The 23,106-nt window shown below is 42.3% G+C and carries 24 protein-coding genes and 1 other RNA gene; 16 read left to right on the top strand and 9 right to left on the bottom strand.

The features are described 5' to 3' along the window. The first annotated feature begins 164 nt into the window (after positions 1 to 164). Both WC615_RS03865 and WC615_RS03860 read left to right on the top strand, forming a co-directional pair. Positions 165 to 1,487, top strand: a complete 1,323-nt coding sequence (locus WC615_RS03865) for an ATP-binding protein (RefSeq protein WP_372976821.1) — start codon at positions 165 to 167, stop codon at positions 1,485 to 1,487. Between the two features lie 467 nt (positions 1,488 to 1,954). Continuing rightward, positions 1,955 to 3,352, top strand: coding sequence for an MBL fold metallo-hydrolase (locus tag WC615_RS03860; RefSeq protein WP_372976820.1), 1,398 nt, complete (start codon positions 1,955 to 1,957; stop codon positions 3,350 to 3,352). A 4-nt stretch (positions 3,353 to 3,356) separates the two neighbouring features. Here the strand turns inward: WC615_RS03860 and WC615_RS03855 are convergent, their stop codons facing one another. The 4 genes from WC615_RS03855 to WC615_RS03840 form a co-directional block, all read right to left on the bottom strand. Further along, on the bottom strand, positions 3,357 to 3,668 hold the full coding sequence (locus WC615_RS03855) for a hypothetical protein (protein WP_372976819.1): 312 nt from the start codon (positions 3,666 to 3,668) through the stop codon (positions 3,357 to 3,359). Positions 3,669 to 3,877: 209 nt separating this feature from the next. Beyond that, complete coding sequence (locus WC615_RS03850; protein WP_372976818.1) at positions 3,878 to 4,606, bottom strand: (Fe-S)-binding protein; 729 nt, start codon at positions 4,604 to 4,606, stop codon at positions 3,878 to 3,880. Positions 4,607 to 4,620: 14 nt separating this feature from the next. After that, the gene (locus WC615_RS03845; protein WP_372976817.1) at positions 4,621 to 5,940 is read right to left on the bottom strand and encodes an MFS transporter; all 1,320 of its coding nucleotides are present in this window, start codon (positions 5,938 to 5,940) and stop codon (positions 4,621 to 4,623) included. A gap of 62 nt (positions 5,941 to 6,002) precedes the next feature. Beyond that, a complete protein-coding gene (locus tag WC615_RS03840; protein WP_372976816.1) occupies positions 6,003 to 6,692 on the bottom strand; it encodes an aspartate/glutamate racemase family protein in 690 nt (229 codons plus the stop codon). Between the two features lie 161 nt (positions 6,693 to 6,853). Between WC615_RS03840 and rnr the strand changes: the two genes are divergently transcribed. The 6 genes from rnr to WC615_RS03810 all read left to right on the top strand — a co-directional run bounded on the left by rnr (position 6,854) and on the right by WC615_RS03810 (position 13,054). Then, positions 6,854 to 8,992, top strand: a complete 2,139-nt coding sequence (rnr, locus tag WC615_RS03835; protein WP_372976815.1) for a ribonuclease R — start codon at positions 6,854 to 6,856, stop codon at positions 8,990 to 8,992. 86 nt (positions 8,993 to 9,078) lie between these two features. Then, positions 9,079 to 10,053 carry a polyprenyl synthetase family protein gene (locus WC615_RS03830; protein WP_372976814.1) on the top strand — a complete coding sequence of 325 codons (975 nt, stop codon included), beginning with the start codon at positions 9,079 to 9,081 and terminating at the stop codon, positions 10,051 to 10,053. A 7-nt stretch (positions 10,054 to 10,060) separates the two neighbouring features. Continuing rightward, complete coding sequence (locus WC615_RS03825; protein WP_372976813.1) at positions 10,061 to 10,471, top strand: energy transducer TonB; 411 nt, start codon at positions 10,061 to 10,063, stop codon at positions 10,469 to 10,471. Beyond that, positions 10,468 to 10,872, top strand: coding sequence for an energy transducer TonB (locus WC615_RS03820; RefSeq protein ID WP_372976812.1), 405 nt, complete (start codon positions 10,468 to 10,470; stop codon positions 10,870 to 10,872). The genes WC615_RS03825 and WC615_RS03820 overlap by 4 nt, the downstream gene beginning before the upstream one ends. A gap of 2 nt (positions 10,873 to 10,874) precedes the next feature. Continuing rightward, positions 10,875 to 11,291, top strand: coding sequence for an energy transducer TonB (locus WC615_RS03815; protein ID WP_372976811.1), 417 nt, complete (start codon positions 10,875 to 10,877; stop codon positions 11,289 to 11,291). Positions 11,292 to 11,455: 164 nt separating this feature from the next. Continuing rightward, positions 11,456 to 13,054, top strand: coding sequence for a M1 family metallopeptidase (locus WC615_RS03810; protein WP_372976810.1), 1,599 nt, complete (start codon positions 11,456 to 11,458; stop codon positions 13,052 to 13,054). A gap of 176 nt (positions 13,055 to 13,230) precedes the next feature. Here the strand turns inward: WC615_RS03810 and rpmA are convergent, their stop codons facing one another. From rpmA to WC615_RS03790, 4 genes are all read right to left on the bottom strand, one after another. Next, entirely contained in the window at positions 13,231 to 13,671 is a 441-nt protein-coding gene (gene rpmA, locus WC615_RS03805; protein ID WP_372976809.1) for a 50S ribosomal protein L27, read from the bottom strand. A 49-nt stretch (positions 13,672 to 13,720) separates the two neighbouring features. Then, positions 13,721 to 14,029: a 50S ribosomal protein L21 gene (rplU, locus tag WC615_RS03800; RefSeq protein WP_067059538.1), complete on the bottom strand. Its 309-nt coding sequence runs from the start codon at positions 14,027 to 14,029 to the stop codon at positions 13,721 to 13,723. Positions 14,030 to 14,097: 68 nt separating this feature from the next. Next, on the bottom strand, positions 14,098 to 14,601 hold the full coding sequence (locus WC615_RS03795; protein ID WP_372976808.1) for a hypothetical protein: 504 nt from the start codon (positions 14,599 to 14,601) through the stop codon (positions 14,098 to 14,100). A gap of 71 nt (positions 14,602 to 14,672) precedes the next feature. Beyond that, positions 14,673 to 16,067, bottom strand: a complete 1,395-nt coding sequence (locus WC615_RS03790; protein WP_372976807.1) for a dicarboxylate/amino acid:cation symporter — start codon at positions 16,065 to 16,067, stop codon at positions 14,673 to 14,675. Between the two features lie 50 nt (positions 16,068 to 16,117). Between WC615_RS03790 and WC615_RS03785 the strand changes: the two genes are divergently transcribed. The 4 genes from WC615_RS03785 to WC615_RS03770 are packed head-to-tail and all read left to right on the top strand — an operon-like array spanning position 16,118 to position 18,289. Continuing rightward, positions 16,118 to 16,645, top strand: a complete 528-nt coding sequence (locus tag WC615_RS03785; protein ID WP_372976806.1) for a hypothetical protein — start codon at positions 16,118 to 16,120, stop codon at positions 16,643 to 16,645. Between the two features lie 43 nt (positions 16,646 to 16,688). Further along, complete coding sequence (locus tag WC615_RS03780) at positions 16,689 to 17,186, top strand: RNA polymerase sigma factor (protein WP_067059544.1); 498 nt, start codon at positions 16,689 to 16,691, stop codon at positions 17,184 to 17,186. Next, positions 17,173 to 17,763, top strand: a complete 591-nt coding sequence (locus tag WC615_RS03775; protein WP_372976805.1) for a hypothetical protein — start codon at positions 17,173 to 17,175, stop codon at positions 17,761 to 17,763. The genes WC615_RS03780 and WC615_RS03775 overlap by 14 nt, the downstream gene beginning before the upstream one ends. 4 nt (positions 17,764 to 17,767) lie before the next feature. Then, positions 17,768 to 18,289: a GNAT family N-acetyltransferase gene (locus WC615_RS03770; protein ID WP_372976804.1), complete on the top strand. Its 522-nt coding sequence runs from the start codon at positions 17,768 to 17,770 to the stop codon at positions 18,287 to 18,289. A gap of 115 nt (positions 18,290 to 18,404) precedes the next feature. On the opposite strand, the gene dinB is transcribed toward WC615_RS03770, so the two are convergent. Next, positions 18,405 to 19,589: a DNA polymerase IV gene (gene dinB / locus WC615_RS03765; protein ID WP_372976803.1), complete on the bottom strand. Its 1,185-nt coding sequence runs from the start codon at positions 19,587 to 19,589 to the stop codon at positions 18,405 to 18,407. 74 nt (positions 19,590 to 19,663) lie between these two features. Here dinB and WC615_RS03760 point away from each other — a divergent pair, with 74 nt between their 5' ends. The 4 genes from WC615_RS03760 to WC615_RS03745 all read left to right on the top strand — a co-directional run bounded on the left by WC615_RS03760 (position 19,664) and on the right by WC615_RS03745 (position 22,640). Next, positions 19,664 to 20,269, top strand: coding sequence for a 2'-5' RNA ligase family protein (locus tag WC615_RS03760; protein ID WP_372976802.1), 606 nt, complete (start codon positions 19,664 to 19,666; stop codon positions 20,267 to 20,269). Positions 20,270 to 20,403: 134 nt separating this feature from the next. Continuing rightward, positions 20,404 to 20,502, top strand: an RNA gene (gene ffs / locus WC615_RS03755) — signal recognition particle sRNA small type. Between the two features lie 116 nt (positions 20,503 to 20,618). Next, positions 20,619 to 21,575 carry a YpdA family putative bacillithiol disulfide reductase gene (locus tag WC615_RS03750; RefSeq protein WP_372976801.1) on the top strand — a complete coding sequence of 319 codons (957 nt, stop codon included), beginning with the start codon at positions 20,619 to 20,621 and terminating at the stop codon, positions 21,573 to 21,575. Positions 21,576 to 21,635: 60 nt separating this feature from the next. Beyond that, complete coding sequence (locus tag WC615_RS03745) at positions 21,636 to 22,640, top strand: LacI family DNA-binding transcriptional regulator (RefSeq protein ID WP_372976800.1); 1,005 nt, start codon at positions 21,636 to 21,638, stop codon at positions 22,638 to 22,640. Positions 22,641 to 23,106 lie beyond the last annotated feature (466 nt).

Below are 23,106 nucleotides of genomic sequence, written 5' to 3'. Positions count from 1 at the left end.
AAACAATTGCCACTTTGCAAATAATGAACATATGGCATTCAATTTAAAAATGAACAGACATTTTGTCAATAAGAACACTAATTTTGCCATCTACAACTTATAGGAGTTATAAGATTTATTGCCGAAAATTTATATTTTTGGAGTCCCCTTACACAAAAAACAATTTGGAAACGCATTTTTTTACAAAGCTATCCCCCAAATATAGTACGGCTTACCGTAACTATTATACCTACCAGAATTTACAAGGGGTACGTACAGCCAGTTTTATTTTCCTTACCTTAAGTATAGTTATCCGCATCCTTTATCATGTTTTCCCCGAGAGTTTAACCAAGGCACAGAATTTTCCTGAGTTTAACTTTATCAACTGGATATTTATTGCAGTAACTCCTTTTTTTTACCTGTTTAGCCACTTACTGATTTTGCGCATGCGTAAAACCAAACGGGCGACTGCCGAAATGGCTTTGTTTGTTTTTGTATTTGCCCTCTACATCATTTGCTGTGGCATGTACTCCAGCTTTATATCCACATCCGACCCGAGTAACGCATTAACGCTTTACCTCATAGCCCTGAGTATTGTAAGCGTAATGTTTGTATTTGAGTATCATGAAACCATCGTGTTGCTGATTGGTATCGAGATGTTGTTTACCATGATGCTTTTTCACGCTCAGGTTGGCGCTACCGAAATGACGCACAACCAAATGATATCGGCCATTTTGCTTGCAGGTTTTTACTTAACATCAAGATATTTTTTCTCGTACAAAGCCAGTTACTATGGGCAGATAGTAGAGATTCGCCAGAAGAACCAGGAAATTGAGAAAGCCAACAATTTTAAAAACCAGGTTTTAGGCACCGTAGCGCATGATCTGCGTAACCCTATTGCCGCCGTGGAATCATTAGCAATGATGATGGAACTGGAGGATATTGATGAAGATACACAGGAAAACCTGACAATGATGCGAGAATCGTGCGTGAAGGCACGTACCATTATAGATGATTTGCTGGATGCCGCGCGTAACGATAATATGAACGCGTTTGATACCACCCGCACCGAACTTAATAAATGCCTGCAGGATATTGTAACAACCTGGAAGATACAACATAGCAATGTGGTATTTATAAGTGATGTTAAAGCAGTTTACGCGATGATAAATCACGAGAAATTCCCGAGGGTGATGGATAACCTGATCAGTAACGCGCTTAAATTCAGTAAGGATACGGATAATGTTGAAGTGCACCTTAAGCGTGAAAACAGCAATATCATTATAGCTGTAAAAGATCGCGGTTTAGGCATCCCGCAAGATCTGATCCCAAAACTGTTTGAGCGCTTCTCGGGCGTGGGGCGCACCGGGTTAAAAGGCGAGCAATCTACCGGTATAGGTTTAAGTATTGTTAAAGATATTTTAGAAAACCACGATGGTAAAATAAGTGTTAACAGCGTAGAAGGCGAGGGCAGCACATTCACTATTACACTCCCGGTTGCAGATTAATATTTGTTTGTTCCATTTTGAATAAGACAAAACGGAACAAACGGAACATCCTTATAATCAGACTATTGGCTTTTAACTTTCATCAACCTATCTAAAGTATCTCTTTACATTTTTCAATTAATTATTTAATATACAGTTATTTATATTTTTTGATTTTTGTTCCGTTTTTTTCAGGACAAGACACGAACGATTGCGTTAAAAAAACGACCTTTTTTCGCCTTTTTTAGGCCTTAGTACGACCTTTTCATGGTTGCAATGTCAATAAAAAGAAAAGATGAATATTTTAATAAAAATCTGATTTATAAATACTTATCACTTAACACATTGTTCCGTTATTTCCCATTTTGTTCCATTTTTGAATGAAACAGAACGCGAACAGTGCGGCTAACATCAACATAATTTAAGGATTAATCGTTATTATTGCATAAGGCCGCATACCCTTGTACGCCGCCTTGCGAACTATATACATGAAACTAACTATACACGGCGCTGCCCGCCAGGTTACGGGCAGCATGCACCTGCTCCAGGTAGGGCAATATAAGATACTGGTAGACTGCGGGCTGGATTACGAAAAAGACCATAACATACAGGTAAACGAAGATTTCGGTTTCAGGCCGGAGGAGATCGATGTAGTGATCCTCACCCACGCGCATATCGACCACTCAGGCAACCTGCCTACATTAGTGCGCATGGGCTTTAACGGCCAGATACTTTGCACGCCCCCCACCGCCGATCTGACTGAATTGTTATTGTTAGATTCGGTAAACATATTTTTATCAAAGGCGCAGAAAGGCCGTGGTCGTGGCCGTAAGCATAAACATAGCAGCGGCGGTCCGCAGCCTCTATACCTGCAAAAGCACGTAATGGATACTGTGGAGCGCTTTGTTACTATCGCATACAACAAGCCTTTCCGTATTACCGGCGATATAGAACTAACTTTTATCCAGGCCGGCCACTTACTTGGCGCTGCAGCCGCGGTATTAAAGATCAATGATAACGGCGAGGAAAAATCCATCGCCTTTACCGGCGATATAGGACGCAAAAATTATCCTGTATTAAATGACCCTGAGCCGCTGCCACCGGTGGATTATATTGTATCAGAATCTACCTATGGCGGCAGGATGCATACCAAAGGTAAATCGGTACAGGAAACGCTGATAGAAACCATAGAAAAGGTTTGTATTGTTGAGCAGGGCCGTTTAATTATCCCCGCTTTTAGTATCGGGCGTACACAATCGCTGGTTTTTGCTTTGAATAAGATATTTAACAGCGGCTTGTTGCCCAAAGTGCCTGTTTTTGTGGATAGCCCAATGGCAGCCAGGGCCACCAGCCTATACCGCAAACACCACAGCCTGGTAAATGCCGAAGCGCAGGAGTTTTATAACAAACAAGGCGATGAGTTTGATTTTGAGAACCTTACCTATGTAGAAACTTTAAAAGATAGCCGACAAGTATCAAATTACTACGAGCCTTGTATCATCATCTCATCGGCAGGGATGCTGGAGGGCGGCCGTATCCAGGATCACCTGTTTTATAACATCCAGAATTACTATTGCACCATTCTTTTTATAGGTTACTGTGCTAAAGGTACGCTTGGTTATCGCCTGCTTCGCGGTGACCCCATCGTGCATATTAAAGATCGCGACCTGGCCGTTTATGCTACCATTAAACAAACCGACGTATTAAGCGCCCACGGCGATCATGAAGACTTGGTGAACAACGTTAAGGTGCAGGACGCAAACAAGCTTAAAGGGGTTTATTTAGTGCATGGCGAGGCCACCAGCATGCAGGCCATGGCCGATGCTTTAGAGCAGGATGGTTATAAGGTTACTATACCGGAGAAAAGCGTGGCGTACGAGTTGTAGTGGCTTATTTATAAAATTCATCGGTCGCTGCCACCAACATAACATGCTCTAATACCGGGTCTGCTTCTAATCCGCTGGCCCAAAGCTCTTCATCAAATTTTTTGAAGGATGCCAGCGATGTTAAAATATTATGCGCTTCTTCGTTCTCAAACTGGTCGAAGTGCATAAAGGTTTTGCCATCTGGCAGCAGCCATGTGCTGTATTTAATGCCTGGATGATTAAGCTCTTTTAACTCTTTTACGATGCCCGTGATGTTTGCCTGGTTTATTGGCGCGAATGCAGCGTTTGTGGTGTAATGTACGCGTAATGCTTTCATGGTTACTAATTTAATAAACCAAATTTAGCACAACGGTTAATAAGATGTGAGGCGAATTAAGACAGCTTAGCGGGGATATTGCGGCAAGATACCCTCTCCGCGCGTCATTGCGAGAAACGAAGCAATCTCAAAACAATGCATAAACGCTTTGCATTCGCTATTACCTATCGGGAGATTGCTTCGTTCCTCGCAATGACGCGTAGAAAACACTACACATTCCCCCACCCATGCGCCAATACATCGGCTATATGGATGGTTTTAATGGGCAGGTTATTCTTATCAATATACCCTTGCAGGTGCAGCAGGCATGATGCATCTGTAGAGATAATATAATCGGCTTTGGCAGCTAAGGCGTTATCAACTTTTTGCTGTGCCATAGCGGTGGCTATACCATCAAACTTAACGGCAAATGTACCACCGAAACCGCAGCAGGTTTCGTTATCCTTCAAATCAACCATTTCAAGGCCCAATACTTTGGAAAGTAACTGTCGGGGCTCGTCTTTTATTTTGCATTCGCGCAGGCCGGCGCAGCTATCATGGTAAACAGCGCGGCCTTCCAGTTCGGCGCCAAAGTAATCAACCTGGAGTATGTTCACCAAAAAATCGCTCAGCTCGTAAATATTGCTTTGAATATTACGGCATTTATTATGCGCGGTGGTATTGGTAAACAGGTCGTTATAATAGTTACGTACCATTCCTGTACATGATGCCGATGGCGATACGATTACACTATCTTCCTTAAAATCATTCAGAAACTTGGTACCTACCGCTTTGGCATCGTCCCAAAAACCGGCGTTAAATGCAGGCTGACCGCAGCAGGTTTGTTCGGGGTTATAATTTACCGTACAACCGGCCTTTTCAAGCACCTTAACGGTATTAAAGGCGGTATCCGGATACAACTGATCTATAAAACACGGAATAAACAACTCAATTGTCATCGGCACAAGTAATATTAAAGAGCGCTAAATTCAGCATTTTTCTGAACTTTTCGCTCAGTTCTTAATAAAGAAAACAATAACAACAAGCCGATAATAAAGAACACACCCAAAACCAGGGTTGAATTACGCATGCTGCCGGTAAGTTCTTCAATAAAGCCAAAACTGAACAAACCGCCAACTATGGCAAGTTTTTCGGTAACATCATAAAAGCTAAAGAACGATGCCGTATCGGGGATATTCTGCGGTAAAAACTTAGAGTAAGTTGATCGCGAAAGCGATTGGATCCCTCCCATTACCAGGCCAACAAAAACTGCTACAATATAAAAATGCGTTGATGTTTGGGTATAATATGCTGCAATACAGATACCTATCCAAATAAACACCACAAATATCAGCACACGTACGTTACCGTACTTATCAGATAAGCGCGACATCAGCGTGGCGCCCGCAATAGCAACAATTTGTATAATAAGGATGATCTTGATCAGGTCCTCTGTTGGCATTCCCAACACCTTGGCTGCAAAACCGGTAGCCACCAGCATAACGGTTTGTACTCCCATGGAGTAGAAAAAGAAAGCCGGCAAAAACCTTTTTAACAACGGCATTCCCTTTATTTTAACCCACACGTTACCCAGTTCAACAAACCCGCCCTTTATAATATTAGTGTGATGGTTTTGCGCGTTGGGGCTTCCTTTAGGTAAAATAGAGAATGGTATCAGCGCGAAACCTATCCACCAGACACCTACCAGCAAAAAGGACAATTGCGAGGCTGAACCTTTGGTCATCCCAAATTTATCCGGCATCAAAATAAATACAAAGCAAATTAATTGCAGCAATACGCTGCCTATATAGCCGTAGGTAAAACCTTTGGCGCTTACCTTGTCCTGCATATCTAAGGTGGCTATCTCGGGTAGGTATGAGTTATAAAAAACGAAGCCTCCGCTGTAACCAATGGCAGCCAGCGCAAAGCAAATAACCCCCGCTTCGATGCGGCTTGCATCAAAAAAGAACAGGCAGCAGCAGGCTATTGAACCCAGGATGGTAAAAAACTGCATGAAGATCTTTTTATTTCCCCGATAATCGGCAATTGCGCTTAGTATGGGTAACAGCAAAACCATCACCAGGTAAGCAGCAGCCAGTGCATAGTCGGTAAGCGCGGTGTTTATAAAGCTATGCCCGAAAAAGTTTACGCGGTTGCCATTATCCGCATTGGTGGTAATAGCCACATAATAAGCCGGGAAAACGGTTGTAGTAATTACCAGGTTGTAGGCCGAATTTGCCCAATCGAACATGGCCCATGCCCGGATGGTTTTTTCGTTATTTTTCTCTTCCATTGCACATAAAAGTATGCAATTTTTGGAGTTTAAGAAATATTTGAAAAAATCAACAGTTTACCCTATCCCAAAGCAAACTCTACCGCTGCTACCGAATGGATCTGCGTGGTATCAAATTGTATCACATCGGTATCTTCGGGCTTTATTAGTAAAGGTATTTCGGTACATCCCAGTATAATGCCCTGCGCACCCCGCTGTACTAAGCTATCTATTATTTGCAGATAACGGTCTTTTGTTTCGGGCAGCAGGATGCCTTTCCCCAATTCGTCCATCAGGGTTTGGTGGATAAAAACCCTGTCGGTATCATTTGGGGTGATGCTATCGATGCCCGCTTCGGTTAGCTTATCGGTAAAGAAAGTATTCTCCATGGTAAACTTTGTGCCCAACAGCCCTACTTTAGTAAGTTCGTGTTTTTTGATAACCCCGGCCGTAGCTGTGGCAATGTGTATCACCGGTAAACCAATTTTTGCTTCCGCCTCTTCGGCTACTAAGTGTAGAGTATTCGCGCAAAGTACTATCGCCTCTGCCCCGCTGTTCTTTAAACCGATACCTGCTTCAATAACCATTTGCGTGGTTTTGGCCCAATCGTTAGCGGCGTGGTTTTTGGCTATATCGGCATAATTAAAAGAGTGCAGCAGCAGTTGGGCCGCATTTACACCGCCAAGTTTATCATTAATGCCCTGGTTAATAAAACGGTAATAATCTATAGTTGATACCCAGCTGGTACCGCCAATAAGTCCTAAGGTTTTCATGTGGTAAAACTATCATTATTTGTAAACGGCAAAGCTAAATCTTCAGTTTTGACGAACAAACAAGGCATATTTTACATTATAGTTACGGTTGCAAATTGTTTAGCTGTGGTTACAGCATAAAAGCAAGTACCATTTCGTACCTTAGCATCAAACATCTATACATGTCTAAAAAACACAAACATAATTCTTCAATAAACCAGGTGCTCACGCAAATGGTGCTCGATATTTTTGAACAAAACGGCAATACGCCATTAAATCATAAACAAGTTTCTGCCAAATTAAACGTGCGCGACCCTGATGCCCGCGGCGTTATACTCGATATTTTAAAGGATGAGGCTTTTAAAGGTGTACTGAAAGAAATTACGCCAGGCAAATTCCAGCTGCTTGAGTTAAAAACCTTTATTGAAGGCAAGGTTGACCTGACCAACGACGGTTCGGCCTTCATAGTTACCGACGACCCAAGCGAAACCGATATTTTTGTTGCCCCACGTAAACTGCGTAACGCCCTTAACGGCGACCGTGTGAAGGTTTACGTTTACGCCAAAAGCCGCGGCAAACGCCAGGAAGGCGAAGTGATAGAGATATTACAGCGTAATAAAATGGAGTTTACCGGTGTGGTAAAACTATCTGAACGTTTTGCATTCTTCATACCCGACGACCGCAAGATGATGCACGATATTTTCATCCCCATCAGCGATCTGAACGGCGCCAAAAATGGCATAAAAGCTGTTGCCGAAATCACGGACTGGCCCGCAGGTGCTAAAAACCCAATTGGCCGCATAAAACACGTGCTGGGCGAACAGGGCGAGAACGATACCGAAATGAACGCCATACTGGCCGAATATGGTTTCCCGCTCTCCTTCCCTGCCGAGGTTGAACGCGAGGCTGAAGAAATTCCGAATGATATTACCGCCGAAGAGATTGCCAAGCGCCGCGATTTCAGGGATGTGCTTACTTTCACCATCGACCCGTTTGATGCCAAGGATTTTGATGATGCCCTATCCTTTAAAAAACTGGATAACGGCAACTACGAAGTTGGTGTGCACATTGCCGATGTATCGCATTACATCATCCCCGATTCGGCTTTGGATAAAGAAGCTTATGAGCGCGGCACATCCGTTTATTTGGTAGACAGGGTTATCCCGATGCTTCCTGAAAGATTGTCGAACGGCTTATGCTCGCTACGCCCTAAAGAAGATAAGCTTTGCTTTGCCGCTGTTTTTGAGTTGGATGAAGAAGCCAATATTGTTAACCAATGGTTCGGGAAAACTGCTATCCACTCCGACAGGCGCTTTGCTTATGAGGAAGTACAGGATGTTATTGAAACCCAAACCGGCGACTACGTTGAAGAAATACTAAAACTGAATGCCCTGGCATATAAACTGCGCGAGCGTAAGTTTAAAGCAGGCGCCATCAGCTTTGAAACTACCGAGGTTAAATTTAAGCTGGATGAAACCGGCAAACCTATCGGTGTTTATGTAAAAGAGCGCAAGGATGCCCACAAACTTATTGAAGACTTTATGCTGCTGGCCAACCGCAAGGTAGCCGAACATGTAAGCAAAATGGGCAAAGGCAAGCACAAATACACTTTTGTTTACCGTGTGCATGATACGCCAAAACCCGATGCACTGGCCAACTTCGCGCAGTTTGCGGCAAGGTTTGGTTATAAGATCAATACAAAATCTGATAAAGAAACTGCCAAATCCCTTAACTTTTTGATGGAGGATGTGGAAGGTAAAAAAGAACAAAACGTACTTACTCAATTAGCTATCCGCTCGATGGCTAAAGCCATATACACTACCAAAAGCAGCAGCCACTACGGCCTGGCTTTTGATCATTACACCCACTTCACCTCGCCCATTCGCCGCTACCCTGATGTTATGGTGCACAGGTTGCTGCAGCATTACCTTAACGGTGGGCAAAGCGTTAACGCCGACCATTACGAAGAACTTTGTAAGCACAGTTCGCTGATGGAGAAGAAAGCTGCTGATGCTGAGCGCTCATCGGTTAAATACAAACAGGCCGAATACCTGAAAGACCAGGTGGGCAATGTGTTTACCGGCATTATTTCGGGCGTTACCGAATGGGGTATGTACGTTGAGATAGTAGAGAACAAATGTGAGGGAATGATTCGTTTGCGCGATATAAGCGACGATTTTTATACTTTAGACGAGAAAAACTACGCCATCATCGGCCAGCGTAAAAAGAAAACCTATCAGCTTGGCGATGAGGTACAAATAAGAGTGAAAAATGTTGATCTGACTAAAAAACAGATAGACTTTACTTTGATAAATAATTAACTTTTTAGTTGATTGAGTTGGATTAGTTGAATGGAGAATGGTTTTAACCACTCACACAATAAACCACTCACCAATCAACCCATAACATGAGAAAACTTGAAGATCTGCAATCGTTAATTGCAAGTTCCGTTTCTGAACTGAAATACCCGGATTATCCCGCGGAATTATACGAACCTATAAAGTATATACTGGCTTTGGGCGGCAAACGAATGCGCCCCGCTCTGCTGTTAATGGCCTGTGATCTTTTTGGCGGCGATGTGGAGGCAGCATTGCCCCCTGCCCTGGCTATAGAGGTTTTCCATAATTTCACGCTGATGCATGATGATATTATGGATAACGCCCCCAAAAGGCGCGGCAAAACCACCGTACACGAAAAGTGGAACAACAACGTGGCTATCCTATCCGGCGATGTAATGCTGATAGAGGGCTATAAGCTGATGATGCAGGTACGCGAGAACATCCTGCGTACTGTACTTGATATTTTTAACGATACCGCTGTAGGTGTTTGCGAAGGCCAGCAGCTGGATATGACCTTCGAGACGAGCAACAATATCAGCATTGCAGAATACATTAACATGATCCGCCTTAAAACCGCTGTGGTGCTTGGTGGCGCTTTAAAGATAGGCGCGCTAATTGGCGAAGCCGACAGAAAAGATGCCGACCTGCTTTGCAGTTTTGGCGAGTACCTGGGTATTGCGTTCCAGTTACAGGATGATATTCTGGACGTATATGGCAATCCCGAAAAATTTGGCAAACAGGTTGGTGGCGATATCATCTCCAACAAAAAAACCTACCTACTCATAAAAGCCCTTGAACTGGTTAAAGGCACCGATGCCGAAGAACTGGCCCGCTGGATAACTTTCCCACAGTTTGACCCTGCCGAGAAAGTTGCTGCCGTTACCGAAATATATAATAACGTAAACATCCGCCAGTTTGCCGAAGCTGAAATGCAGGCCTACGCCGAAAAAGCATTTGAAGCGCTGGACCAGATAAACCTGCCCGAAGAAAGCAAACAGTACCTGCGCGATTTTGCCGATGGGTTATTAGTGAGGGAATATTAATAAGAAAATGAAAAAAATACTTTTGTTGTTCATTATTGTGATGACGACTATTACTGTTAAAGCGCAGGTTACTGACACAACGAAGGCTGACACTCAAAAAAATACTCTTGTGCGTGTGGCCCCTAGTGTAGTAGGTGGTTTAGAAAAGTATTATAAATACGTAGAAAAGAACTTGAAGTATCCCAAAGCGGCTATAAAGAATAAAATTGAAGGCCAGGTTGTGCTTACTTTTATTATTGAACGTGATGGTAGCTTTACCAATATTAATGTTGCAAAAAGTTTGTCGCCCGAGACTGATTCTGCGGCCATACGATTAATATCTGACCCAAAAGCACCGAAATGGACGCCAGGTATACAAAATGGTAAGCCTGTAAGAGTACAATATTCTTTACCATTTTTTTTCAAAAAAAATAGATGATACGCAAAACCCTTTTCGTCCTATTCATTTTATTAGCCCCTTTATCACAAACAAGAGCACAAACAGGCACTACCGATACAACTATCTACTCAAAAGTTGACAAGGCGCCGAAATTTGCCGGAGGGGATAAAGAACTTATTCGATTTCTTAACCGTAACACCAGGTACCCATGGCATGCAAGGAATAACAATATCCAGGGTACGGTGCAGGTTTCATTTGTAGTGGAAACAGATGGTACATTAACCAATTTCAAAATTATAAAAAGCGTCGCTCCCGATCTTGATGCTGAATCGATAAGGGTAATGCATTCATCCCCAAAATGGAAGCCGGGAAAAAAGACTGGCAAACCTGTAAGGACACTCCACCAAGTACCTATTTCTTTTACATTAATACCCGGATAAATATGAAACTTAAAACCTACCTCATTGTGCCGCTTTTAATTTGCAGTATTTATGGTGCTAAAGCACAGGTAACCGACACAACCAAAACCGATACCTCAAGATTTTTGCCTGTAGACCAACTGCCCGAGGTAGTTGGTGGAATTTCTAAACTAATTATATATCAGCAAAAGAATTTGAGATATCCCGATGAGGCAAAAAAGAATAAAATTCAGGGTCGGGTAATTGTTGCTTTTGTGGTTGAACGTGACGGCAGTTTAAGTAATGTTAAAATTCAACGAAGTTTATCTGCAGATACCAATGCTGAAGCAATACGATTAATAACCGCTCCGGAAGCGCCGAAATGGACACCGGGTATGCAGGGTAATAAGCCAGTAAGGGTACAATTCTCTATACCTGTTTCTTTTAAACTTGATGAATAAAAGATCATAAAAATGCTGTTTTTCGCCCTTGTTGGTGTTGTCACCAACAAGCCGCCATGTATAAGAATGAATGCAAACTATATTGCGTATATAAAATTTACATTCCTAACCATCAGCAAATAGATACACATGCTTATCTTTAGCATTCAATCATTCCTTGTCTGATGAAAAAAACTACAAGAACTATTTCTGCCGCGTTATGCCTGCTTGCTTTAGGCATTGGCGCAAATGCCCAAACCTCGGGCGGTAAACTTAAGCCCGAACAAGCCATTATGGATGTGCGCCATTACACCGTGGCGCTTAATATGGATTTCGCCAAAAAATCTATCGACGGTTCAACCGTTATTGATGTTATCATGGCACAACCTACCAAAGTGCTGATCCTCGACCTGATGGATTCGCTGCATGTAAGCGCGGTATCGGTAAACGGCAAAAAAGAAGCATTCAATCATAAAAACGGCCTTATTACCATCAATACGGCAAAACAACTTCCGGCTGGCAAGGCAAGTATTAAAGTGGTGTACGGCGGCAGGCCACGCATCGCCAAAAACCCACCATGGGATGATGGCTTCACCTGGACACAGGATTCTACCGGTCACCCCTGGCTGGCTGTTACTGCCGAAGGTACCGGCGGCAAGATCTTCTTTCCCTGTAAAGACCATCCCAGCGATGAGCCCAACGAAGGCGCCGATATGCTGATAACCGTACCTAAAGATCTGGTTGTTGCAGGCCCCGGCATATTAAAAGGCGTTAGCAAAAAAGGCACCACGGCCACCTATCACTGGCAAACCAAATACAGCATCAATAATTACAGCATTGTATTTAACGCAGGCGATTATAAAGTGGTAACCGGCAGCTATAAATCGGTAGCCGGTAATATCGTTCCTGTTCAGTTTTATGTATTAAAATACCATACCGAGCAAGCCCCCCATTTTATTGAACTGGTAATAAAGGCCGCACAGGAAAAAGAAAAATACTTTGGTGAATACCCATGGGCTAAAGAAAAGCTGGGCATTGCAGAAACCCCGCACTTGGGTATGGAACACCAAAGCATGAATGCTTATGGCAATAAATTCCGTTATACAAAAGTTGGCGGGCAGGATTTCGACTGGCTGATGTACCACGAGTTTGGCCACGAATGGTGGGGCAATAAAGTAACCGCCCGCGACTGGGCCGATTACTGGATCCACGAAGGGATTGATACCTACGCAGATGCGCTGCCGATACTGGATCTGGAAGGTAAAGCAGCCTACATCAAACACTTTAAACAATCGGCTTTTGGTATTGCCAACAAGCAGCCGATTGTACTGGGTAAAGATATCGACGAGGAATCGGCCTATAATAATGACATATACACAAAAGGCGCTTACTTTATGCACACCCTGCATTATGTAATGGGCGATACCCTGTTCTTCGCCACGTTAAAAGGCTTAGCCACCGACCCTAAATTTACTTACGACCACCAGAACGTTACCGACGATGTGGAGCAATATTTCAGCAAAGCCTACGGAAAATCGTTAAAACCATTGTTTGATTTTTACCTGCGCACCACCAACAAGCTGGAAGTAAGCGTAAAAGCCAAGCCTCGTGATAAGTATTTGATCACGCTGCTCAACATCGGAACAGAACTACCTGTTGATGTTACTACCGATGCCGGCACCAAACGCATGACGCTGACCCCAAAAGGAATTACGGTTGAAAGTAAAACTACGCCTATAATAGATGCTGATGGCTGGTATTTGAAAAAGGTGATATTGGAGTAGGTATCTAAACCGTCATTGCGAGGTACGAAGCAATCTCTTCACATGCTAAACTAATGCAAAGTCTGGAGATTGCTTCGTACCTCGCAATGACGCGCGGGTTAGTGGGTTAGATTATCCCACAAAAAAAGCCCTTATCAAATTGATAAGGGCTTTTTATATTTTAAAGCTTGGCTTAATTATTCAGCTGCGGCTTCTTCAGCATCAGGTGCTGCTTCTTTTTTTGCTTTTGGCGCTGCTGCTTTCTTAGCTTTAGGAGCTTCTTCAGCTACTTCTGCTGCTGCAACAGGTGCTTCAACTTTTTTTGCTTTTGCTTCAGCTTTAACAGCTGGTGCAGGTGCTGCATCTTCAGCAACCGGTGCAACTTCAAAAGGGATAACAGAAACGTATGAACGGTTGTCTGCTTTCTTTTTGAATACTACGTGACCTGCTTTTAATGCAAATAAAGTATGGTCTTTACCGATACCTACGTTAAGGCCCGGGTTGTGTTTGGTACCACGTTGACGAACGATGATGTTACCTGCAATAGCTGGCTGACCACCGAAAATTTTGATACCTAAACGTTTGCTATGTGATTCGCGGCCGTTTCTTGAACTACCGGCCCCTTTTTTGTGTGCCATTTCTTAATTTCTTTTGTGACCCTAATGAATCGAGTCGGTTAAAATTTAATTATAATGTTATACCGGTGATCTCGATCTTGGTAAATTGCTGACGGTGACCATTTTTCTTCTGGTAACCTTTTCTTCTTTTCTTTTTGAAGATAATTACTTTATCACCTTTTAAATGAGACACGATCTTAGCTGAAACTTTAGCGCTTTTCAAATCAGAACCTAATTTGAATTTACCTTCGTTTTCTGCTAACAACACATTGTCAAATTCAATACTAGCGCCTTCATCTCCTTGTAAACGGTGTACAAAGATCTGCTGGTCTTTTGCAACTTTAAATTGCTGTCCGGCTATACTTACTATTGCGTACATTGTTGAATAATTATTGTTTTAAATTTTGAGGTGCAAATATATGGATTAATAAATTAAATTCCAACGCACTATTTAACATTTCTTTGGCGTGCTTCAGCATCAGCTAATATCTTCTTTATTTCTATAATCAGCCTTTCATTGGCATCTACCAATTTAGGGGCGCCATCAAATGAAGCATCAAACATTACTTTTTTACTTTTGCGCAGGTAGTTAAATTGTATCACATACCTTGGCACCCTGCCCTTTACATTCGGGTTAAGCTCATTTGCAGGGAAATCCCAGAAACCCAGGTCGGCAGCCTTGCGGTGCAGATATAACAGGTCGTCCTTGTTTAAGTGCATGTTAATTTTAACTAACGAGTCGCGCCTGTTCACAAACTGGTATTCGCCGGTTTTAGAATCGTATATATTGTTCAGTGTATCGCCAAAACCATATTCAAAATGTAACGACTGAAACTCGGAGAACTTATACGGGGCGTTTTTGATCATCATGCCATAGTAATAAAGGCAGTAGGCCAGGAATGGCACGATGATACTCATCACCAGGAAGATTTTTTTCGACTTAGTTGTCATTTATGGGTTTTATAGAATTTGCAAATTAAAGGCTAAAAATTTAAAAATGGATCATAAGATGGTCAGGAAAGCTATTGAATTTCTTCCTGTTGTGCATTCCCAAGTTCCCCCTCCCACTTGCTTACAACGGCGGTAGCCATGGCGTTACCCAAAACGTTGGTAGCAGAGCGGCCCATATCCAATAATGGATCGATACCGATCAGCAATGCTAAACCTGCCTCGGGGATATTGAACATAGAGATAGTACCGGCTATTACTACCAGCGATGCACGCGGAACGCCCGCTATACCTTTACTGGTAAGCATCAGGATAAGCAACATGGATAGCTGCTGCTCGAATGAGAGGTGAATATTATATGACTGCGCCAAAAAAAGCGACGCGAAAGTCATGTACATCATAGAGCCATCAAGGTTAAAAGAGTAACCAAGCGGTAATACAAAACTTACAATTTTGTTATTACAGCCAAAACGTTCCAGTTCTAACAATACTTTTGGGTATGCCGCCTCACTTGTTGAGGTACCAAAGGCTATCAGCATGGCATCCTTAATGCGCGCTACCAATTTAAACGCACGGCCTTTTAACACTACCGAACCTGCCAGTATAATTACTACCCACAATACAATAAGCGAGAAATAAAACTCGCCTATAAATATGGCATAGGTTGACAGGATGCCTAAGCCCTGTTTGGCTATAATAGCTGTTATGGCGCCGAACACGGCCAAAGGTGCCAACTGCATTACGTAGCCGGTTATTTTTAAGATAACGTGTGCAATGGCATCCATTGCTTTAATTACTATAAGGCCCTTTTCGCCAATGGCGGCTGTTGCTACACCAAAGAACAGCGAGAAGATAACGATCTGCAATATCTCGTTATTAGCCATAGCCTCCGTAAAGCTTTTCGGGAAAACGTGGCCTATAAAATCGCGCAGCGAAAGTGCTGTTTTCTGAATACCTGTAGATAAATGGCTATCCGGTAAAGGCAGGTGCATTGCCTCGCCCGGTTTAAAAAAGTTAACCAGTAACATCCCCAATAATAACGATACCAGCGTAGCGCTTAAAAACCAAAGCAGGGTTTTACCGCCAATACGGCCAACCGCGCTTATATCGCCCACTTTGGCAACCCCAACTACCAGTGTGGTAAACACCAGCGGGGCAACTATCATTTTTATTAATCGTAAAAATATATCACTTAGTACGGTAAAGCCAACCAGCTTATCCTCGCGGGCGGTATCGCTGGCCTTACGGATAATTGCCTGTGCTGCGCGTTCCTTCTTTAAAGCCTTAAAGGTTGCGGTAGTAGTATCAGCAGACGTAGTTATTTGCTCGTCTAATGTTTTTATATTTACCTCGGCGGCGTTTATTTTGGTATTAATATTGTTTATTACTGTAGCATTGTAAATATACCCGGCTATTACGCCTAATATTAATGCTATAAAAATGTACAGGGTTAGTTTACTCTTCTGCATGTGTTTATATGGTGCCGCAAAACTACAAAAATTAAGCTTTATATATACCGATGAGTATCACTACCTACGGATTACAACAAATTAAGAAAGAACTTCAGCATTTACCGCAGGAGCAACTGGCCGAACTATGCCTGCGATTGATACGTTATAAAAAGGAAAATAAGGAGTTACTTGCCTACCTGCTGTTTGAGGCCCACAACGAGCAGGACTTTGTGGAGAGCATAAAAGCCGAAGCGGGGTTTATGTTTAGCCAGTTGCCATCGCAAAGCTACTTTACTGCCAAAGGGCTTCGTAAAATATTAAAGATGCTGGCCAAATACACCAAATTTATCGGCTCAAAACCTGCCGAGATAGAACTGCTTTTAAACTTTTGCCAAAACTACCTGCAATACGTTATCAAACAAACATCGCACAAGCCTATCCGCCTGATACTCATCCGTCAAATAGAGAAAGTGCGCACCGCCATTGGTAAGCTGCACGAGGACCTGCAATTTGATTACAGCCAGGATTATAACAAACTTTTAGACGATGCCGAAAGTAAATTACCCTGGTTAAATAAAAAAAGTTACCTGTTGTAACATTTATGGTGTTAATTTGTCAAACAAAAAATTAACTAATCAGGTGGCAGACAGAGAAGACGCTTTCCGGAAAATATACGAAGCTAATTCAAAGAAAATTTACCATTTGTGCTATGGTTATACCGGCGATGATGATGCCGCGAACGATCTGTTGCAGGAAACTTTCCTGAAAGTTTGGCAAAACCTGCATAAGTTTCGTAATCAGGCGCTGATATCTACCTGGATATACCGTATAGCTGTTAATACCTGCTTAACCTATTTACGATCAGAGAAACGACAAGCAAAAGACGAGCTTACTCCGGCAATTGCTGAAAACAAACGCGAAGAGTTTTCAGAAAAGAACGAGCAGGTTGCTTTGCTTTATAAGTGTATTTCAAAACTGGAAGAATCGGAAAGAATTATAATAACGTTGGTGCTTGATGAAGTGCCGTATCCCGAAATTGCAGAAGTATCGGGGATATCAGAGGGGAATTTGAGAGTGAAGATCTATCGCATTAAACAAAAATTGACAGAGTTATACAATCAGCATGAAAGACTTTGATCATTTAATGTCGGTTTGGCAGGCGCAGCCAAAGCAAGAAAAGCTTTCAGTAGATGAAGTGCTTAAGCAGGTAAAAAAGGGCATCCGTAGTTTTACTTCAAAACTGTACTGGGCAATTATTGCCATGACAGGAACTATTTGTGCTGCATTTATATTGATGTTTTTTATGGCCTTTAAATCACCGGCCACAATTATTGGTATATTAATTATGGTGGTAACCATGATGATGTACTTATTTATGATTTTAAGGCATTACCATATATTAAACAAGGATGATCCTACTCAAAATCCAACTACTTATCTTAACAGCCTTAAAAAATATCAAAAAGACCGAAGCCGCGTAATTGGCTGGTTCTACTACATATACATACTACTATTAAGCTGCGGATTAGGGCTGTACTTTGTTGAAGTACTGGAAAGAGTACCCGCATATATTAAGGTTTTAACTTATAGCTCGATATTCGTGTGGTTTATGTTTACCACGTTTTATTTAAAACCACGCATGTTTAAAAACGAGGAAGAAAAGTTAAACCTGATGATAGATCGTTTAGAGCGATTAAAACAGCAGTTTGATTAGTTAAATGACCCTATCTGTAGAAATAAAACAGGTAACAATAGCAGATATTGATACCCTGTTAAACTTAAGCCGCCAAACTTTTTTTGATGCCTTTGCCCATTTAAACAATGCCGCCGATATGGAAAACTACGCGGCAAATGCCTTCACAATTCAAAAATTTGAGGATGAGCTAAGCAATCCTGATTCACGATTTTATTTTGCGGTGATTGATAATACCATTGCAGGTTACTTAAAACTAAACTACAAAACCGCCCAAACCGAATTGCGAGACCCAAACTCACTGGAAATAGAACGGATATACATATTGCAACAATACCAGGGGCAGCAGATAGGTAAAAGACTAATAGATTTTGCCATAGATACCGCCATAAGCCGGAAACTTAGCTACGTGTGGCTTGGCGTTTGGGAGCATAATGATAAAGCTATTAAATTCTATAAAAACAAAGGCTTTGAGCAATTCGGCAGCCATCCGTTTATGTTAGGCAGCGATGAGCAGACGGATATTTTGATGAAATTAGCGTTATAAAACAACTTGTCATTTCGAACGACAGAGAGAAATCTTGTTCATTATGCAAGTTCACCGCCTGTCATTTGAACAAGATTTCTCCTCGTACCTCGTTCGAAACGACATTGAAATTTACCTAGCCCTTCAAAAACGGATTAAAAGTCCTCGCGCCTATCTCCATCCCTGCTGCCCTGCAAACCGTTTTATCGCCAAAACGGAAGTTGATGTTATCCATAGCCTGGTACAGTCTTATACGTTCTTCATTATCTTCAAACAGGTTTATCTGGTAGCTGCCGGTACAAAGGTTACTCAATCTTACTCCTATCAACCGTATTGGCCTGTGCTGGTTCCAGGCGCTTTTAAGCAGGTTTTTTACACCGGGGATCAGGATATGCTCGGCAGCAGTTAGGGCTATTTTTTGCTGCTGTGTATGTGTTTCAAAATTTGCGTACCTAATTTTAATAGCCAGGCAGGATGACACCTTATTCTCGCGGCGGAGTTTACCGGCCAGTTCTTCGGTCATGCTTACCAAAATATTTTCCAGCGTTCGCAAATCTTTTACGTCGCTTTCAAAAGTGTGTTCGGTAGAGATGGATTTCCGGTCGCTGTGCGGGATGATCTCGCTGTCATCAATTCCATTGGCTTTGTTGTAGATATAAGTACCCATTTTACCGAACACCGCCTCCAGAAATTTAAGGTTCACCCGTTGCAGGTCGCCTATCTTCTCGATACCATACTGATAAAGTTTCTGACAGGTGCTTTCGCCCAGGCCGGGTATCTTGCCGATGTTCAGCGGCGCTAAAAAGGCTTTCTCCTGCCCGTGTTTTATCCAAAGCTGCCCGTTTGGCTTGGCCTGGTTGGTAGCCATCTTGGCTATGGTTTTGCCCGATGCCATCCCAAAGGAAATTGGCAATCCGGTTTCACGGATCACCTTTTGGCGGAGCTCGCAGGCTAATTGAAATGGATCATGAAAACGTTCCATGCCGCTCAGATCGATATAAAACTCATCTACCGACGACTTTTGGTACAGCGGCACCATATTGTGGATGATCTGCGTAACCTCGCGTGAAGCCTCTGAATAGCGCCCGTGTGTACCATGTATTACAATAGCATGCGGGCAAAGTTTCAATGCCTGCCGGGTGGGCATAGCCGAATGCACGCCAAATTTACGTGCCTCGTAACTGCATGAAGCCACCACGCCCCTATCTGCCGAGCCGCCTATAATTACAGCCTTGCCAATGAGCGAAGGGTTGAATTTTCGCTCTACCGAAACGAAGAATGAATCAAGGTCGATATGTACAATATGCCGCTTAGCATCCATGTACAAATATGAAAATATATTTTGAATTATGCTAATTTTATTAGCAATTTTGAGGCAATAAACGATGTGATGTTATGACTGGTTATGCTGATTATTTGTTCCTCCTCTCCCCTCCAGAGCCTGTTAAAGAGCTTATCAGCAAGTATAAAAAAGCATCGGTTAAACATATTGGCAATTTCAAAAGCATGGATGCGCCAGCGCATATTTCCATACTGCATGCCGAGAGGCAAAAACCCTATTTCGCCGACCATACCATAACCCTTATACAAAAAACGCTGAATATTATGCCGCCGGTTTTGTTGCATATTGATGGCTTTAAATACTTTTCTCATCTGCATAGCCAGTACACCATTTATGCGCACATCCGCATTAGCCCTGCTGTGGATGCCTGGTTTACTTTGTTAAAGAAAAATCTCAGCATCAAAAAAACGCTGGTGCCGCATATTACCGTTGTTAGAAATGTGCCCGAGGCTGATTTTAATACCCTATGGCCACACTTTCGCCACAAAAATTTGATTGAGCCATTTTGGGTAAAGGATCTGAAAATAGTAAAGCGCGAAACTTTCGACAGTATGGCTAAATGGGAACCTTTTAAAACGTTTCAGTTTAGAGGGACAAGGGGGTTTGAATATGTGGATACGAGGCTCGAAGAAGTGAAAAAGCAGATCGATCTTTTCTAACCTAACCACCACGTCATTGCGAGGGAGTAGCGCGTTTTAATTTTACCCTCCTGATAATCAACCCTTCAGCCCGCCAATTTCCTTTTTTAATAATTTCTTAACCTAAAATGCATCCTTTTTCTATCTTTGCGGCGGGATAAGTCTTTTACGGCCAGCTCCTCTTGAACTCCCCCAGGGTGGGAACGCAGCAAGGGTAGAGAGTTGAGCGGCGCGATAAAAGTAGCTTATCCCATTTTTTTTGCCCTCATTTTTCCTTTACCCTATCCTGAATGATCCGCTACTTCAAAATTTGACATTCGGCATTCATTATTCAATATTATCTTCCCTGTAAACTGCCTATCTTCGCCTTATGCTCGATATACTTATTATTGGCGGTGGCCCAATTGGTTTGGCCTGCGGATTAGCGGCTCAAAAAGCTAACCTTAGTTTTGTTATTGTTGAAAAAGGCTGCCTGGTAAATTCGTTGTACAACTACCCCTCTACCATGACCTTCTTCTCCACATCAGAGAAACTGGAGATTGGCGGCGTGCCGTTTGTAACCGTGCACAACAAACCTACCCGTAACGATGCTTTAGAGTATTACCGCCGGGTAGCATTATCTAACAAGCTTCCTCTTAACCTATTTGAAGAAGTTACCAATGTAAAGCCCATTGAAGGCGGTTATGAAATAACCACCTCAAAAGCTACCTACAGGGCAAAAAAAGTAATATTATGCACCGGCTTTTATGATATAGCCGTAAACCTGGATATCCCGGGCGAAGACCTGCCAAAAGTAAAACATTACTACCAGGACCCGCATTACTACACCTCGCAAAAGGTTGTGGTTGTAGGTAGCAGTAACTCGGCTATTGATGTAGCTTTAGAAACCTTCCGCAAAGGCGCAGAAGTAACGCTTGTTATCCGCGGCAGCGAGGTAAGCAGCCGGGTTAAATACTGGGTACGGCCGGATATTATTAACCGCATTAAAGAAGGCAGCATCAAAGCGTATTTTAATTCGAGCCTTGCGGAAGTAAGACAAACCGAGGTTGATATTGATACGCCTGAAGGTAAAGTCACCATCCCTAACGATTTTGTAATGGCCATGACAGGTTATAAACCCAACTTTGATTTCCTGGCAAAAATTGGGATCAGGTTAACCGAAGATAAATTCATCCCAACCTATAACCCCGAAACAATGGAAACCAACCAGCCGGGGCTTTACCTTGCCGGTGTGGTTGTTGGCGGGCTGGATACACACCTTTGGTTTATAGAAAACTCGCGCATTCATGCGGATATGATCATTGATGATATAGTGAGTAAGAAATAAACGTTGTTTTTTACTTGCCATGAAAAAAGCCTTATATTAACTTCATAAACCCCGGGTTTTATGAGTAGTATCACCATCAAACAGCTTGCCTATGAATTAAACTTGTCTGCTGCAACAGTTTCACGGGCATTAAGTGATAGCTACGAAATTAGCGCTGCGACTAAACAAAAGGTTTGGGATTTAGCAAAAAAACTAAATTATGAACCCAACCCATCGGCAAGTACTTTGCGAAGCCACAAAAGCAAAACCCTTGCGGTAATTGTTCCGGAAATAGCCAATAATTTTTTTTCGCAGGCAATTAATGGCATCGAAGAAGTTTCAAGGCAACATGGCTATCATGTATTAATCTACCAAACGCATGATAACAGCGAAACAGAAGCAGCCTTTATAAAAAGTTTATTGAGCGGCCGTGTTGATGGTGTTTTGATTTCCGTTTCGAGTGAAACCGGCAACAGCAATCATTTCGCAGATCTTAATAAAAATATCCCCGTTGTATTTTTCGACAGAGCCTTAGAAGATATTGATGCCGTTAAGATAACCACCAACGATTATGAAAGTGCCTACCTTGCTACCGAACATTTAATTGAATGCGGTTGTAATAAAATAGGCTATTTGTTTGCCCTAAACAATCTAACGGCAGGCAAAAAACGTTTAAGCGGATACAAAGATGCCCTGTTAAGCAACAATATAGCTTATAATGAAAACCTGGTAGTTATCTGTGGTAAAGAGGAAAGTCAAAACTATTCGCAGATAAAGGATTTACTGATTACAAATAGACCGGATGGTATTATCTCATCTATCGAAGAATTGGTACTGCCCTGTTATGCTATATGCCGGGAACTAAATATCAATATCCCCGATGATCTTAAAATAGTAAGCTTCTCAAACTTAAAAACAGCCCCATTCCTAAATCCATCATTAACAACCATTACACAGCCCGCATTTGAAATTGGTGAAACGGCCGCAACCCTTATTTTAAAGTTATTGAACAACAAGCAAGTTGATACAGGCGAAGATGTAGTGTTAAAATCTGCGCTTATCAAAAGAGGGTCTACGGCAGTTTAAAAAACACCCGGGCAGGCGCGTTAAAATAATACTGGCAAGGGTTGACCAATAACGCAGACCATCTCCAGAAGCATTTATGCATATGAGATATACCCGTTCCGAAATGGAACAAAACGGAACAAAAACGGAACAGGCTTTTTTGCGAAATTTGACAGGTGCAGCTATTATGTATTGCACCTACAGAGAAACAACAAATGGGTTATTATCATTTACCAGCCTATTGGCAACTACGATATAAACAAACCTTTAGTTATCTAAAAGCAATACTTTTTTCACATAAAGGGTGCTTTGCAAAGAGTTTTTTTTTAAATTTAAGACCTGTAATTGATCAATCACAGGCCTTAAATTATCAATGTTTATTAACTTCTATTACCGGGTTTTGGTCACCTTAACCCAGTCTACCCACATTTTAGCCTGGCCGTTTTTCACCATATTAACAGAGCTTTCGGGCAAGCCATAATAAGGT

The sequence above is a fragment of the Mucilaginibacter sp. genome, assembly GCF_041663085.1.
Classification (GTDB): domain Bacteria; phylum Bacteroidota; class Bacteroidia; order Sphingobacteriales; family Sphingobacteriaceae; genus Mucilaginibacter.
The sequence above is the reverse complement of the archived record's forward strand: the minus strand, read 5'-3'. Positions and strand labels throughout refer to the sequence as shown.